The sequence below is a fragment of the Paracoccus spongiarum genome, from assembly GCF_030732095.1.
Lineage (GTDB): Bacteria > Pseudomonadota > Alphaproteobacteria > Rhodobacterales > Rhodobacteraceae > Paracoccus > Paracoccus spongiarum.
In genome coordinates this window covers 81,850-96,675 of sequence record NZ_JAVAMQ010000002.1, presented here as the reverse complement: position 1 = coordinate 96,675, position 14,826 = coordinate 81,850, and the positions used below count along the sequence as shown (strand labels likewise).

Genomic DNA, 14,826 nt, shown 5'->3' with positions numbered 1-14,826 from the left:
TGATTCCGATGCTTCGGGCACCGGTTGCGGCCGAATATATATGGCAATTTCCGAAAGATCACGCCATTCAGTCACGCGGCGAAACGGGGCGGGGGCGATGAGGCAGCGTCTGGGACGGCAGATCGTGCTGATCGGCATGATGGGTGCGGGCAAGACCGCGATCGGGACCGAGATGGCCCGGCGCCTGCGCGTGCCCTATACCGATTCCGATGCCGAGATCGAGACCGCTGCCGCGATGAGCATCAGCGAGATCTTTGCCCGCGACGGCGAAAGCTTCTTTCGCGACCGCGAGACGCAGGTGCTGGGCCGGATCCTGGCCGGCGCGCCGGGCATCGTCTCGACCGGCGGCGGGGCCTGGATGCGCGGCGAGAACCGCGACCTGATCCGGCGGCACGGCCTGTCGGTCTGGCTGAAATGCGACCTCGAGACGCTGTGGCACCGGGTCCGCCAGCGCAGCACCCGGCCGCTGCTGAAGACCGCCGATCCCAAGGGCACGCTGGCGGCACTGATCGCGCAGCGCTATCCGGTCTATGCCGAGGCCGAACTGACCTTCGACGCGCGACCCGCGGATTCGGTCGAGGCCGCCGCGACGCGGCTGATCGAGGAAATCCGCGCCGCCGATCCCCAGATCCTGGAGCCGAAATGACCGATCCCGTCACCGTTCACGTCCCCCTGGGTGCCCGCGCCTATGATGTCCGCATCGGCGTCGGGCTGATCGACCGGGCCGGGGCCGAGATCGCGCCGTTGCTGGCGCGGCCGCGCGTGGCGATCGTCACCGACAGCAGGGTGGCCCCGCTGCATCTGCCGCCGCTGCGTGCCGCGCTGGCCCGCGCGGGGATCGAGGCGGAGGCCCTGGTGCTGCCGGCCGGCGAGGCCACCAAGGGCTGGGCGCATCTGACCGAATGTGTCGAATGGCTGCTGGCGCAGCGGATCGAGCGGCGCGACGTGGTCCTGGCGCTGGGCGGCGGGGTGATCGGCGATCTGGTCGGCTTCGCCGCGGCGATCCTGCGGCGCGGGGTGCGTTTCGTGCAGGTTCCGACCACGCTGCTGGCCCAGGTGGACAGCAGCGTCGGCGGCAAGACCGGCATCAACAGCCCGCATGGCAAGAACCTGATCGGCGCCTTTCACCAGCCCGCGCTGGTTCTGGCCGACATCGCGGCGCTGGAGACGCTGGCGCCGCGCGATTTCCTGGCCGGTTATGGCGAGGTGGCGAAATACGGGTTGCTGGGCGATGCGGGCTTCTTCGACTGGCTCGAGGAAAACGCGCCGCGCCTGCGCGACGATCCGGCGCTGCGCCAGCAGGCGGTGGCCCATTCGGTCGCGATGAAGGCCGCCATCGTGGTGCGTGACGAGACCGAGCAGGGCGAGCGCGCCCTGCTGAACCTGGGCCACACCTTCGGCCATGCGCTGGAGGCCGCGACCGGCTATTCCGACCGCCTGCTGCATGGCGAGGGGGTGGCGATCGGCTGTGCGCTGGCGTTCGACCTGTCGGCGCGGATGGGCCTGTGCAGCCAGGAGGCGCCGTCGCGGGTGCTGGCGCATCTGCGGCGGATGGGGATGCCCGCGCGGCTGTCCGAGATCGCCGGCGATCTGCCCGACGAGGCGGCGCTGATCGCGCTGATGGGGCAGGACAAGAAGGTGCAGGACGGACGGCTGCGCTTTGTGCTGGCGCGCGGGATCGGCGCGGCGGAGATCCGCGACGACGTGCCGGCCGGGCTGCTGGCCGAGGTGTTGCGCGATGCCCGCTGAGGCGGCGCCGGGCGCGGGTTCGGGGCTGCGATCCGCGGCCACGATGTGAGGCGAAGGCCGTGACTGCGGCTGGGGGATGCCGACCGTACAGGGGGTCCGTCCCGGCCCGGGGCGCGCCCCGCCCCCCGTCGAGGGGGGCGCGGCGCGGGGTGGCTGCGCCACCCGACCGTCCGGCCGACGGCTTGCGCGTGACGCCGGGTGCGGGGTTGCAGTCCGTGCAGGTCCGGTCCACATCTAGGGCGCAGAACAGAGGAACAGCCATGCCGTCACAGCCCCGTTTCGATGCCGCCGAGCCCGCGAAGGACCGCCCCTTCGGCAGCCTCCCCGAATGGGACCTGAGCGACCTCTATGCCGCCCCGGACGCGCCCGAACTGGCCGCGGACCTCGAGTGGCTGGCGGCTGCCACGACCGATTTCGCGGCGCGCTATCAAGGCAGGCTGGCGGAGCTGGGGCCCGCCGCGATGCTGGCCTGCATCGAGGATTACCAGCGCATCGACATCACCGCCGGGCGCATCATGTCCTATGCCGGGCTGCGCTATTACCAGAACACCACCGACCCCGCGCGCAGCAAGATGATGGGCGACCTGCAGGCGCGGATCACCGACATGACCACCGCGCTGGTCTTCTTCGGCCTCGAGTTCAACCGCATCCCCGAGGCAGACTACCAGGCCACCTTCGCGGCGGCGGACGGGCCGGCCCGCTACAAGCCCGTCTTCGACCGGATGCGCGCGATGCGGCCCCACCAGCTGTCGGACGAGCTGGAGCAGTTCCTGCACGACAATTCGGTGGTCGGCGCCGCCGCCTGGAACCGGCTGTTCGACGAGACCGCCGCCGCGCTGGAATTCCGGGTCGGGGACGAGCTGCTGGGCCTTGAGGCGACGCTGAACCTTCTGACCGATCACGACCGGTCGCGGCGCGAGGCGGGCGCCCGCGCGCTGGCCGAGGTGTTCGGCCGCAATGTCAAGCTGTTCGCGCGCATCCACAACACGCTGGCCAAGGAAAAGGCCATCGAGGACAAGTGGCGCAAGATGCCCTCGCCGCAGCATGCGCGGCACCTGTCGAACCATGTCGAGCCCGAGGTGGTAGCCGCGCTGCGCGATGCCGTCACCGCGGCCTATCCGCGGCTGTCGCACCGCTACTACGCGATGAAGGCGAAATGGCTGGGCCTCGAGCGCCTGCAGGTCTGGGACCGCAACGCGCCCCTGCCCACCGAGACGCCGCGGATGATCGGCTGGGACGAGGCGCGGGCCACCGTGATGGACGCCTATGCCGGCTTCTCGCCGCGGCTGGCCGAACTGGCAGAACCCTTCTTCGAGAAGGGCTGGATCGACGCCGCGGTGACGCCCGGCAAGGCGCCCGGCGCCTTCGCCCATCCGACCGTCACAACCGTGCATCCCTATGTGCTGCTGAATTATCTCGGCAAGCCGCGCGACGTGATGACCCTGGCGCACGAGCTGGGCCACGGCGTGCATCAGCGGCTGGCGGCGGGGCAGGGCGAGCTGCTGGCCTCGACGCCGCTGACCCTGGCCGAGACCGCCAGCGTCTTCGGCGAGATGCTGACCTTCCGCGCGCTGCTGGCCGCGACCACCGATCCGGCGCAGAAAAAAGCCCTGCTGGCCGGCAAGGTCGAGGACATGATCAATACTGTCGTCCGCCAGATCGCGTTCTATGATTTCGAATGCCGGCTGCATGCGGCCCGCGCCGAGGGCGAGCTGACCCCCGACGACATCAACGCGCTGTGGATGAGCGTGCAGGCCGAAAGCCTTGGGCCGGTCTTCGACTTCATGCCCGGCTACGAGACGTTCTGGACCTATGTGCCGCATTTCGTCCATTCGCCCTTCTACGTCTATGCCTATGCCTTCGGGGACGGGCTGGTGAACGCGCTGTATGCCGCCTATGAGGACGGCCTGCCCGACTTTCAGCAGAAGTATTTCGACCTGCTGTCGGCGGGCGGATCGCGCCATCACCGCGAATTGCTGGCGCCCTTCGGGCTGGATGCCTCGGACCCGGCCTTCTGGGACAAGGGGCTGTCGATGATCGAGGGACTGATCGACCAGATCGAGGCGCTGGAGGACTGACGGGCCGGCGCGGGCCCGCGCTGCGCCAAGAAGGATGGGGTGAAGGATGCGACGGATCCTGCTTGTTCTCGCGATCGTCCTCGTCGGCGCCGCCGCGGCCTTTTTCGTGCTGGCACCGGGGCAGGTCGAACGCGCGCTGAACCCGCTGCGGATGCCCGAGGAGGGCTGGCCGGTCTCGGCCGAGGCCGAGGCGCTGCACCGCCGGCTGGTGATCGGCGACTGGCATGCCGACCCGCTGCTGTGGGACCGCGACCTGCTGGAACGGGGCAATCGCGGCCACACCGACATTCCGCGCCTGCTGGAAGGCAATGTCGCGGTGCAGGTCTTCACCACCGTGACGAAAAGCCCGCGCGGGCAGAATTACGACCAGAACAGCGCCGGGGCCCCCGACAACATCACGCCCCTGTTCATCGGCCAGCTGCGCCCCGTGGAGTCGTGGTTTTCGCTGCGCGAGCGCGCTCTGGTGCAGGCCACGGCGCTGCGCGACATGGCCGCGCGTTCGTCCGGCAGCCTGCGGCTGATCCGCACCCGCGACGATCTGGAACGGCTGCTTCAGGACCGGGCCGGCGGGCAGGCGGTGCTGGGGGCGATCCTCGGGTCCGAAGGGGCGCATCCGCTGGAGGGCGATCTGGCCAATCTGGACGTCCTCCACGAGGCCGGCTTCAGGCTGCTGGGGCTTACGCATTTCTTCGACAACGAACTGGGCGGCAGCCTGCATGGCGAGGGCGGCACCGGCTCGGGCCTGTCAGGGTTCGGCCGGCAGGTGGTCGACCGCATGATCGCGCGCGGCATGGTCATCGATCTGGCCCATGCCTCGCCCCAGATGGTGCGCGACGTGCTGGCCATCGACGGCGCCCGGCCGATCCTGTCGCATACCGGGATCCGCAGCCATTGCGACAGCCCGCGCAACCTCGAGGACGGGCTGCTGCGCCAGATCGCGGAGAAGGGCGGGGTGATCGGCATCGGCTTCTGGTCGGATGTGGTCTGCGGCGAGACACCCGCCGACATCGCCGGGGCGATCCGCGCCGCGATCGCAGTGGTGGGCGAGGATCACGTCTCGCTGGGGTCGGACTACGATGGCTCGGTCGATGCGCCCTTCGATGCCGCGAACATGGCGGCGTTGACGCAGGCGCTGATGGATGCCGGTCTGGACGAGGACCGGATCGCCAAGGTGATGGGAGGCAACATGATGCGCTATCTGGCCGAGGTGCTGCCCGTGGAACAGCCGTGAAGCGCGGTCCGCTGCTGCATGCCGAACTGTCGGGCCTGATCGCGGCGATGGGGCATGGCGACCTGCTGGTGATCGGCGATGCCGGGCTGCCGGTGCCGCCGGGGGTGCGCTGCATCGATCTGGCCGTCAGCCGCGGCGTGCCCGGCCTGTTCGCGGTGCTGGACGCGGTGCTGTCGGAACTGGTCGTCGAACGCGCCGCCCTGGCGGCCGAGATCGATGCAGCGCTGGCGGCGGAATTCCAGCAGCGCGAGATCGGCGCGGTCGAGACCCTGCCGCATCACCACTTCAAGCAGGCGACGCGCCTTGCGCGCGCGGTGGTCCGGACCGGCGAATGCACGCCCTACGCCAATATCTGCCTGTGGTCCGGCGTCGCGTTCTGAGACGGGCCCCATCCTGCGCCGATCAAGATGGCGGGCATGGCGATCGCGACGCCAGACCGCCCCGTGAACGGCCCGCGTCTCGGCGCCCGGCACCAGCCCGGGCGCGGCCCCGAGCCCGGTGCCTGCAGGCCAGCGTTATCGCCGCGCTTGCATTGTGCCGCGCCGGGGCCCAGGCTGGTGGCGGCGGCAAGGCATCGCGCCGCGCCCGATCATGGCCGGAACCGCCCCGCCCCGCGGGCCGTTGTCCCGGATCGCCCCACCCGCAGGAGAGCATGATGAAAAACCCCTGGATGAGCGCCTGGCTGTCGGCCGCCAACAGCATGACCGGCGCCGCGCGCGGCCAGATCATGGCCGAAATGAGCCGCAGCCAGAGCCATATGATGCAGGAATGGCAGCGCGCCTGGATCGACGCCTGGATGGGGATGTGGTTTCCGGGCCACCGCCACTGAGATGGCGCCGCGCCGACCATCGCGGGCGGGCAGCAGCGCCGCATCGCCGCGCCGGCGGATGCCCGCGGCGCTGGCGGCGCTGGTTCTTGCAAGCGCGCAGGCCGGCCCTGCCGCGGCCTGGCTGTCGCGCAACGGCATGACGGTGCGCGAGGCGGGTCCGCAGCGCATCGAGGTCGCCTTCCGGCCCGGTCGCGACGATCCCGATTACTGGTGCGCCGCCGGCGATTTCGCGCGCAGCGCGCTGCGCCTGCCGGGCCAGACCCGCATCTGGCGGGCCAGCCCCAAGCCGCGCGGCGCCGGCGAGGGTATCCTCTTCACGCTGGACGCGGCGCAGAAGGCCGAGGGGGCCGGCCTGTCGCAGTTCGGTGCCGGGCCGCGCGACGGCTCGATCTCGGTCGCGATGGCCGTGGGCAGTCATTGCAGCCTCGAAATTCCGCTGCGGCCCGACTAGGGGCGTCGCGCCTCGTCCGGTGCCCTTCCGCATCACCTCGCCGATGCCGCGCCCTTGACCCGGACCGCCGCCTTGGCTATCAGCGCGCCGTGCCCCGCAGGGGGCCGACCTGACAGCAACCGTTATGCCGTGTCCGCCCATCTTCGCTTCGGGGGCGCGTCCGGCCAAGGAGAAGCGACATGAAACTGTATGAAATCCGCGACAATGACGGCGCCAACCGCGCCAAGAAACGCGTCGCGCGTGGTCCCGGTTCGGGCAAGGGCAAGACCGCGGGCCGCGGCATCAAGGGCCAGAAATCGCGCTCGGGCGTGGCTCTGGGCGGCTATGAGGGCGGCCAGATGCCGCTGTATCGCCGCCTGCCGAAGCGCGGCTTCACCAAGCCGAACGCGAAATCCTTCGCCGTCGTGAACCTGGGCCAGATCCAGACCTTCATCGACGCCGGCAAGATTGACGGCGCGGCGGAACTGACCGAGGACGCGCTGGTGGCGTCGGGGCTGGTGCGCCGCAAGCTGGACGGCATCCGCCTGCTGGCCAAGGGCGAGCTGAAGGCCGCGCTGACCATCGCCGTGACCGGCGCATCGAAAGCCGCCGTCGAGGCGGTCGAGAAGGCGGGCGGCAAGGTCAGCCTGCCGGCGAAGGCCGCGGCAGCCGAATAAGCTGTTGAACGGGGCGCGCGCGCCTCATAGATAGCCAACAGGTTTTCCTGGCGCCGCCGGTCCCCGGAAAAGGGGTCGGCGGCGCTGTCATGACACGGGACGGATACACATGGCGTCAGCCGCAGAACAGATGGCCGCGAACCTCTCCTGGGGGGCGTTCGGCAAGGCCACGGAACTTCGCCAGCGCATCTGGTTCACGATCGGCCTGCTGATCATCTATCGCCTCGGCACCTACATCCCGGTGCCGGGCATCGACGGGGCGGCGCTGCGCAACTTCATGGAACAGGCGCAGTCGGGCATCGGCGGCATCCTGTCGATGTTCACCGGCGGCGCGCTGGGCCGGATGGGCGTCTTTGCCCTTGGCATCATGCCCTACATCAGCGCCTCCATCATCGTGCAGCTGATGACCTCGATGGTGCCCGCGCTGGAGCAGATGAAGAAAGAGGGCGAGCAGGGCCGCAAGAAGATCAACCAGTATACCCGCTATGGCACCGTCGCGCTGGCGCTGTTCCAGGCCTACGGCCTGGCAAAAAGCCTTGAGGCCGGCGGGCTGGCGCATGATCCCGGCCTGTTCTTCCAGGCCTCGGTGGTCATCACCCTGGTTGGCGGCACGATGTTCCTGATGTGGCTGGGCGAGCAGATCACCGCCCGCGGCATCGGCAACGGCATCAGTCTGATCATCTTCGTGGGCATTGTCGCCGAGATCCCGGCGGCGCTGGCCAATTTCTTCGCGCAGGGCCGGTCGGGCGCGATCTCGACGCCGGTGATCCTGGGCGTGATCGTGATGGTCGTGTCGGTCATCGCCTTCGTGGTGTTCATGGAACGCGCGCTGCGCAAGATCCGCATCCAGTATCCGCGGCGCCAGGTCGGCATGAAGATCTATGACGGCCAGTCCTCGCACCTGCCGATCAAGGTCAACCCCGCGGGCGTCATCCCGGCGATCTTCGCAAGCTCGCTGCTGCTGCTGCCCATCACCATCTCGACTTTCTCGGGCAACCAGACCGGGCCGATCATGTCCACGATCCTCGCCTATTTCGGGCCGGGCCAGCCGCTGTACCTGCTGTTCTTCACGGCAATGATCGTGTTCTTCGCCTATTTCTACACGCAGAATGTCAGCTTCAAATCCGACGAGGTGGCCGACAACCTGAAGAACCAGGGCGGCTTCATCCCCGGCATCCGGCCGGGCAAGCGCACCGAGGAATACCTGGATTACGTCGTCAACCGGGTGCTGGTCATCGGCTCGGCCTACCTGGCCGCGGTCTGCCTTCTGCCCGAGATCCTGCGCAACCAGTGGTCGGTGCCGTTCTATTTCGGCGGCACCTCGGTGCTGATCGTCGTGTCGGTGACGATGGACACCATCAACCAGGTGCAAAGCCACCTGCTGGCCCATCAATACGAAGGGTTGATTGAGAAATCCCAGCTGCGTGGTAAACGCAAGACGGGAAGCGCAAAACCGCGCCGCGCGCCGTCGCGTCGCTGAGACCGGCCGCAAAGGCCAGCCGAGGGGGACAGGCTACATGACGATCAACATCATTCTGCTGGGGCCTCCCGGCGCCGGCAAGGGGACGCAGGCGCGCAAGCTGGAGGAAGAACGGGGCCTGGTGCAGCTGTCCACCGGCGACATGCTGCGCGCCGCCCGCAGCTCGGGCACCGAGATGGGCAGGCGCGTCGCCGAGGTGATGGACCGGGGCGAGCTGGTCACCGACGAGATCGTCATCGGCCTGATCCGCGAAAAACTGGCCGAAGGCGGCAACGGCTTCATCTTCGACGGCTTCCCGCGCACGCTGGCGCAGGCCGACGCGCTTGGCGCGCTGCTGGACGAGACCGGCATGACGCTGGATGCGGTGATCGAGATGCAGGTCGATGACGCGGCGCTGGTGCGCCGGATCACCGGACGCTTCACCTGCGGCAATTGCGGCGAGGTCTATCACGACGAGACCAAGCCCACCGCGAAGCCCGGCGTCTGCGACGCCTGCGGCTCGACCGACCTCGGGCGCCGCGCCGACGACAACGAGGACAGCCTGAAAACCCGGCTGCTGGAATACTACAAGAAGACCTCGCCGCTGATCGGCTACTACTATGCCAAGGGCAAGCTCGCGCCCGTCGACGGCCTCGCCGCGATGGACGAGGTGGGCGCGCAGATCGCCGCGGCGCTGAACGGCAAATAGGCCCGAACGCCGTTTCCGCCTCTTGTCAAGTGTTTTCAGGGCCCGCCCTTGACGGCGCCGGGGTCTGCGCTTAGACCACGGCATCTCGCAAGAGAATCACCCGCAGGCCGGGTGGACCATAATCCGGCCCGAAGGCATGGCTTTCGGGCCTTACGTTGTGAAAAAAGGTTCCGGCGCTACGGAACCGCAACCGAGAAGGAAAACGCGTGGCTCGTATTGCTGGCGTCAATATTCCGACGGGGAAACGTGTCCCCATCGCCCTGACCTATATCCACGGCATCGGCTCGATGTTCGCCGAACAGATCTGCGAGGCCGTTGGGATCGACCGCGCCCGCCGCGTGAACGACCTGTCTGACGCCGAGGTGCTGCAGATCCGCGAATATATCGACGGCAACCTGACCGTCGAGGGCGACCTGCGCCGCGAAGTGCAGATGAACGTCAAGCGCATGATGGACCTCGGTTCGTATCGCGGCCTGCGTCACCGTCGCGGCCTGCCGGTTCGCGGCCAGCGCACCCACACCAATGCCCGCACCCGCAAGGGCCCGGCGAAGCCGATCGCCGGCAAGAAGAAATAAGGGGGACGGACAATGGCACGCGACAAGACGCGCATGAAGCGCAAGGAACGCAAGAACATCGCCACGGGCGTGGCGCATGTGAATTCCAGCTTCAACAACACCAAGATCCTCATCTCGGACGTGCAGGGCAACGCCATCTCGTGGTCGTCGGCCGGCACCATGGGCTTCAAGGGCTCGCGGAAATCGACCCCCTATGCCGCGCAGATGGCCGCCGAGGATGCGGGCCGCAAGGCGCAGGAACATGGCGTGAAGACGCTGGAAGTCGAAGTTCAGGGCCCCGGTTCGGGTCGTGAATCGGCGCTGCGCGCGCTGGCGGCTGCGGGCTTCAACATCACCGCCATCCGCGACGTGACGCCCATTGCCCATAACGGCTGCCGCCCCCCGAAGCGTCGCCGCGTCTGATCCTGGATCATTCCTCGCCGGATCGCGCGTCCCCGCGCGGTCCGGGCTTTTCGCATTTCACCTCGGGCGTTTCCGACCTTGGTCATGGGCCGGGAACAAGTATGGAGGCACATCCATGATCCACAAGAATTGGGCCGAACTGATCAAGCCGACGCAGCTGCTGGTCAAGCCCGGCGCCGACGCGACGCGGACCGCAACGCTGATCGCCGAACCGCTGGAGCGCGGCTTCGGCCTGACGCTGGGCAATGCGCTGCGCCGGGTGCTGCTGTCGTCGCTGCAGGGCGGCGCGATCACCTCGGTCCAGATCGACAACGTGCTGCACGAGTTCAGCAGCGTCGCCGGCGTCCGCGAGGATGTCACCGACATCGTGCTGAACCTCAAGGGCGTCACGCTGAAGATGGATGTCGAGGGGCCGAAACGCCTGACCCTGTCCGCCAAGGGACCGGGCGAGGTCAAGGCCGGCGACATCCAGGAAACCGCCGGCATCACCGTGCTGAACCGCGATCACGTCATCTGCCATCTGGACGACGGCGCCGATCTCAGCATGGAACTGACCGTGGCGACCGGCAAGGGCTATGTGGCCGCCGACAAGAACCGCCCCGAGGATGCGCCCATCGGGCTGATCCCGATCGACGCGATCTTCTCGCCGGTCAAGCGCGTCAGCTATGAGGTCACGCCGACCCGCGAGGGGCAGGTGCTGGACTATGACAAGCTGACCATGAAGATCGAGACCGACGGCTCGCTGACGCCCGAGGACGCGGTGGCCTATGCCGCGCGCATCGTGCAGGACCAGCTGTCGGTGTTCGTGAACTTCGACGAGCCGGAATCGGCCAACCGCCAGGATGCCGAGGACGGGCTGGAATTCGACCCGCGCCTGCTGAAGAAGGTGGACGAGCTGGAGCTGTCGGTGCGTTCGGCCAACTGCCTGAAGAACGACAACATCGTCTATATCGGCGACCTGATCCAGAAGACCGAGGCCGAGATGCTGCGGACCCCGAATTTCGGGCGCAAATCCCTGAACGAGATCAAGGAAGTGCTGTCGGGAATGGGCCTTCATCTGGGCATGGATGTCGTGGACTGGCCGCCCGAGAACATCGAGGATCTGGCCAAGCGCTTCGACGATCAGTTCTGAGGATTGCGGCGGGGGGCGCCCCCCCCGCCGACGACCGGGCATCCCGCCCCAAGGAGAGCGGCCCGCACGCATGGGCCGCCGGACAAAGCAAAAACGCTGTAGGAGACCATCATGCGTCACGCTCGCGGCTATCGCCGCCTCAACCGTACCCACGAACACCGCAAGGCGCTGTTCGCCAACATGGCCGGCTCGCTGATCGAGCACGAGCAGATCAAGACGACGCTGCCCAAGGCCAAGGAACTGCGCCCGATCGTCGAGAAGCTGATCACGCTGGCCAAGCGTGGCGATCTGCATGCCCGCCGCCAGGCCGCATCGCAGCTGAAGCAGGACATGCATGTTGCCAAGCTGTTCGACGAGCTGGGCGGCCGCTACAAGGATCGCCAGGGCGGCTACGTCCGCGTCCTGAAGGCCGGTTTCCGCTATGGCGACATGGCGCCGATGGCGATCATCGAACTGGTCGACCGCGACACCTCGGCCAAGGGTGCCGCCGACCGCGCCCGCCTCGAGGCCGAGGCGACCGCCGAAGATCAGGCCTGACCGGGTCGCGCGCGGGCCGCAGGCCCCGCGCATGAGGCCGAATCACAGGCCCCGCTGCGCAAGTGGCGGGGCGTTTCTGTTGCCGGTCCACGGGTTATGGCGAATTGCGGGACATGCAAGCCGCTGCAAAACTGCCACGGCGGCCTGATCCATTTCATCGGCGTCAATCAGCCCAGCCTGCCGGAAGTCCAGCAATTGTTGGCGGATCTTGTCTGGAAGCGTCGTCGGCTCGTCCGAATTGGTCATCTCGCAAACTCCGGCACAATTAACTTACTAGCAACTATATTGCTCCATGTTTACTTTGAACGTTGACGGTAACGATCGCAATTTGTCTAAAAAGCCATGTCCTCACGCGCAGACATAAACGCCGGATTGCGGAAACTGGGCAAGATTGCCCCGTCGGGCTATTTCGTGGGCCTGCACATCCGCTTTGCGGCGCCGCTGATGCAGTTTCAGACCTATGCCGAGGAATGGTCGGAATTCTACTCGCAGAACGGCTATGCGCTCAGGGACCCGACGATCGCTTGGGGTTTCTCGACGACCGGTGCGTGCCGTTGGTCCAGCCTGCCCATCCCCGACCCGTTCAACATCCTCAAGGACGCGGCCGCCCACGGCCTGACCTTCGGACTGACGGTGTCGCACGGACCCATCACCTCTCGCACCATCGCCAGCTTCGCGCGCGATGACCGCGAGTTCTCGGATGACGAGATCGGCGAGATCTCGACAACGGTTCGACGGCTCCATGACATCACGGAGCCGCCGGCGAGTCTGACAAAGGCTCAGAAAGAAGCCCTTCGTTGCATCGCGGAGGGCGATCGTCACGCGGCGGCGGCAGCCAAACTTGGCATTACCGAAAGCGCGTTCAAGGCACGTCTGATCTCGGTCCGCGAAAGACTGAAGGCCAAGACGACCGCCGAGGCGCTGCAGCGGGCCAAGGAATACCGTCTGCTGTAGGCGTTCGCCCAGGGGAACCGTGAGGCAGTGGGGGGTCCCCTCACACCCCAGGAGTACGTTACAAATGCAGACGACCACCCTTTCATTCTCGAACCTCCACAACCACGGAGAGTTGTTCGCCAACCTTTTCCGGGCGCGCAAGCAAAGCTTCATCATCCAGAAGAACTGGGACCTGCCCGAAGCCGACGACATGGAGTTCGACCAGTACGACACGCCGCAAAGCCGGTGGATCGCGATCCATGACAAGGGCGAGGTGATGGCCGGGATCCGCCTGACCCCGACCACCGCGCGCTGCGGCATCTACAGCTACATGATCCGGGATGCGCAGAAGGGCATCCTCGGCGGCTCGATCCCGCAGGACCTGCTGTTCGGCGAGGCCCCGGTCGACGAGCATACATGGGAATGCTCGCGCGTGTTTGTCAGCCACTCGATCCCGCAGATGTATCGCCGCAAGGTGCATTTCAAGATGGTCGAGGCGATGACCGGATCGGCCCGCGAACTGGGCGCCACCCGGCTGATCGCGCTGACCGGCGCCAACTGGCCGCGTTGGTATGGCCGCTGCGGGCTGGATGCCGAGGCGATCGGCCGGCAGATGTGGATCGACGATGGCGATTTCCAGTGCGTGTCGATCGACCTGTCGGGCAAGATGCACTGAGACGGCCTGCGATCCGATCGGGGCTGTTCGGCCCCCTGTCGCGGCCCTAGTATGGCCTGGCCATGGCCGATCTGTTCGACACGCCCGCATCTTCAGGTCCTCCGCCAGCCCCGGCGGTGAGACCTCTGGCTGATCGCCTTCGCCCAGTGCGCATGAGCGAGGTGATCGGCCAGGGCAGGGCCCTCGGCCCGGACGGCCCGCTGGGGTCGATGCTGGCCTCGGGCAGCCTGTCCTCGCTGATCCTGTGGGGCCCGCCCGGCGTCGGCAAGACCACCATCGCGCGGCTCCTGGCCGACGAGACCGACCTCGCCTTCGTGCAGATCAGCGCCATCTTCACCGGCGTTCCCGAATTGCGGAAGGTCTTCGAGGCCGCCCGCCTGCGCCGCCAGCAGGGTCGCGGCACGCTGCTGTTCGTGGACGAGATCCACCGTTTCAACAAGGCGCAGCAGGACGGCTTCCTGCCGCATATGGAAGACGGCACCATCCTGCTGGTCGGGGCCACCACCGAAAACCCCTCGTTCGAGCTGAATGCCGCGCTGATGTCGCGCGCCCAGGTGGTCGTGCTGGACCGGCTTGGCCTCGCCGATCTGGAACTGCTGGCCGGCCGCGCCGAGCGCGAACTGGGCCGGGCGCTGCCCCTGACCGCCGAGGCCCGGGCGGCGCTGCTGGAGATGGCCGATGGCGACGGCCGCGCGGCCCTGAACCTCATCGAACAGGTGGCGGCGTGGAAGACCGACCAGCCGGTGACCGCCCCGGCGATGGCGCAGCGCCTGATGCGGCGGGCGGCGAAATACGACAAGTCGGGCGACGAGCATTACAATCTCATTTCGGCCCTGCACAAATCGGTGCGCGGCAGCGATCCCGACGCGGCCGTCTACTGGCTGGCGCGGATGCTGGAGGGCGGCGAGGATCCGCGCTATCTGGCGCGGCGCATCACCCGCATGGCGATCGAGGATATCGGCCTGGCGGATCCGGCGGCGCAGCGGCAATGCCTGGATGCCTGGGCGCTGTATGAACGCATTGGCAGCCCCGAGGGTGAACTGGCGCTGGCGCAGGCGGTGATCTATCTGGCGCTGGCGCCCAAATCCAATGCCGGCTACGCGGCCTACAAGGCCGCCCGCGCCGAGGCGCGGCGCAGCGGCAGCCTGATGCCGCCCGCCCATATCCTGAACGCGCCCACGAAGATGATGAAGGATCAGGGATATGGCGCGGGCTATGCCTATGACCACGACGCCGAGGACGCCTTTTCGGGCCAGAACTACTTTCCCGACGGGATGAAGCGCCCGGTTCTCTACCTTCCGGTCGAGCGCGGCTTCGAGCGCGAGCTGAAGAAGCGGCTTGACTGGTTCGTGTCGCAGCGGCTGAAGCGCGGCGGTTGACTTTGCCCGCGCCCGGCGACAGTTACGCGG

At 67.6% G+C, this 14,826-nt stretch carries 18 protein-coding genes; 17 read left to right on the top strand and 1 reads right to left on the bottom strand.

What is annotated here, in order from left to right; genetic code table 11:
* Positions 1-40 precede the first annotated feature (40 nt).
* The 14 genes from Q5Y72_RS02520 (at position 41) to rplQ (ending at position 11,808) form a co-directional block, all read left to right on the top strand.
* Complete coding sequence (locus Q5Y72_RS02520) at positions 41-646, top strand: shikimate kinase (RefSeq protein WP_305961843.1); 606 nt, start codon at positions 41-43, stop codon at positions 644-646.
* On the top strand, positions 643-1,749 hold the full coding sequence (gene aroB, locus Q5Y72_RS02515) for a 3-dehydroquinate synthase (protein ID WP_305961842.1): 1,107 nt from the start codon (positions 643-645) through the stop codon (positions 1,747-1,749). The genes Q5Y72_RS02520 and aroB overlap by 4 nt, the downstream gene beginning before the upstream one ends.
* Positions 1,750-2,009: 260 nt before the next feature.
* Positions 2,010-3,827 carry a M3 family oligoendopeptidase gene (locus Q5Y72_RS02510; protein WP_305961841.1) on the top strand — a complete coding sequence of 606 codons (1,818 nt, stop codon included), beginning with the start codon at positions 2,010-2,012 and terminating at the stop codon, positions 3,825-3,827.
* 46 nt (positions 3,828-3,873) lie between these two features.
* Positions 3,874-5,058 carry a dipeptidase gene (locus Q5Y72_RS02505; RefSeq protein ID WP_305961840.1) on the top strand — a complete coding sequence of 395 codons (1,185 nt, stop codon included), beginning with the start codon at positions 3,874-3,876 and terminating at the stop codon, positions 5,056-5,058.
* Entirely contained in the window at positions 5,055-5,438 is a 384-nt protein-coding gene (gene rbsD / locus Q5Y72_RS02500) for a D-ribose pyranase (protein WP_305961839.1), read from the top strand. The genes Q5Y72_RS02505 and rbsD overlap by 4 nt, the downstream gene beginning before the upstream one ends.
* Positions 5,439-5,713: 275 nt before the next feature.
* Entirely contained in the window at positions 5,714-5,887 is a 174-nt protein-coding gene (locus Q5Y72_RS02495; RefSeq protein WP_305961838.1) for a hypothetical protein, read from the top strand.
* Positions 5,888-5,945: 58 nt separating this feature from the next.
* Entirely contained in the window at positions 5,946-6,338 is a 393-nt protein-coding gene (locus Q5Y72_RS02490) for a hypothetical protein (RefSeq protein ID WP_305961837.1), read from the top strand.
* Between the two features lie 179 nt (positions 6,339-6,517).
* A complete protein-coding gene (gene rplO / locus Q5Y72_RS02485; protein WP_305961836.1) occupies positions 6,518-6,994 on the top strand; it encodes a 50S ribosomal protein L15 in 477 nt (158 codons plus the stop codon).
* A 109-nt stretch (positions 6,995-7,103) separates the two neighbouring features.
* Positions 7,104-8,474: a preprotein translocase subunit SecY gene (gene secY, locus Q5Y72_RS02480; protein WP_305961835.1), complete on the top strand. Its 1,371-nt coding sequence runs from the start codon at positions 7,104-7,106 to the stop codon at positions 8,472-8,474.
* Positions 8,475-8,511: 37 nt separating this feature from the next.
* Entirely contained in the window at positions 8,512-9,162 is a 651-nt protein-coding gene (locus Q5Y72_RS02475; RefSeq protein ID WP_305961834.1) for an adenylate kinase, read from the top strand.
* 206 nt (positions 9,163-9,368) lie between these two features.
* Positions 9,369-9,737: a 30S ribosomal protein S13 gene (rpsM, locus tag Q5Y72_RS02470; RefSeq protein WP_305961833.1), complete on the top strand. Its 369-nt coding sequence runs from the start codon at positions 9,369-9,371 to the stop codon at positions 9,735-9,737.
* 12 nt (positions 9,738-9,749) lie between these two features.
* Positions 9,750-10,139, top strand: coding sequence for a 30S ribosomal protein S11 (gene rpsK / locus Q5Y72_RS02465; RefSeq protein ID WP_305961832.1), 390 nt, complete (start codon positions 9,750-9,752; stop codon positions 10,137-10,139).
* A 115-nt stretch (positions 10,140-10,254) separates the two neighbouring features.
* On the top strand, positions 10,255-11,271 hold the full coding sequence (locus Q5Y72_RS02460) for a DNA-directed RNA polymerase subunit alpha (protein WP_305961831.1): 1,017 nt from the start codon (positions 10,255-10,257) through the stop codon (positions 11,269-11,271).
* 111 nt (positions 11,272-11,382) lie between these two features.
* Positions 11,383-11,808 (top strand): 50S ribosomal protein L17, encoded by a 426-nt coding sequence (gene rplQ / locus Q5Y72_RS02455; protein ID WP_305961830.1) that lies wholly within the window; start codon positions 11,383-11,385, stop codon positions 11,806-11,808.
* Between the two features lie 42 nt (positions 11,809-11,850).
* Here the strand turns inward: rplQ and Q5Y72_RS02450 are convergent, their stop codons facing one another.
* Entirely contained in the window at positions 11,851-12,054 is a 204-nt protein-coding gene (locus tag Q5Y72_RS02450) for a hypothetical protein (protein ID WP_305961829.1), read from the bottom strand.
* A 96-nt stretch (positions 12,055-12,150) separates the two neighbouring features.
* Between Q5Y72_RS02450 and Q5Y72_RS02445 the strand changes: the two genes are divergently transcribed.
* The 3 genes from Q5Y72_RS02445 to Q5Y72_RS02435 all read left to right on the top strand — a co-directional run bounded on the left by Q5Y72_RS02445 (position 12,151) and on the right by Q5Y72_RS02435 (position 14,796).
* Positions 12,151-12,762: a helix-turn-helix transcriptional regulator gene (locus Q5Y72_RS02445; protein ID WP_305961828.1), complete on the top strand. Its 612-nt coding sequence runs from the start codon at positions 12,151-12,153 to the stop codon at positions 12,760-12,762.
* Positions 12,763-12,826: 64 nt separating this feature from the next.
* Positions 12,827-13,417 carry an acyl-homoserine-lactone synthase gene (locus tag Q5Y72_RS02440; protein ID WP_305961827.1) on the top strand — a complete coding sequence of 197 codons (591 nt, stop codon included), beginning with the start codon at positions 12,827-12,829 and terminating at the stop codon, positions 13,415-13,417.
* A 62-nt stretch (positions 13,418-13,479) separates the two neighbouring features.
* Positions 13,480-14,796 carry a replication-associated recombination protein A gene (locus Q5Y72_RS02435; RefSeq protein WP_305961826.1) on the top strand — a complete coding sequence of 439 codons (1,317 nt, stop codon included), beginning with the start codon at positions 13,480-13,482 and terminating at the stop codon, positions 14,794-14,796.
* The last annotated feature ends 30 nt before the right edge of the window (positions 14,797-14,826 follow it).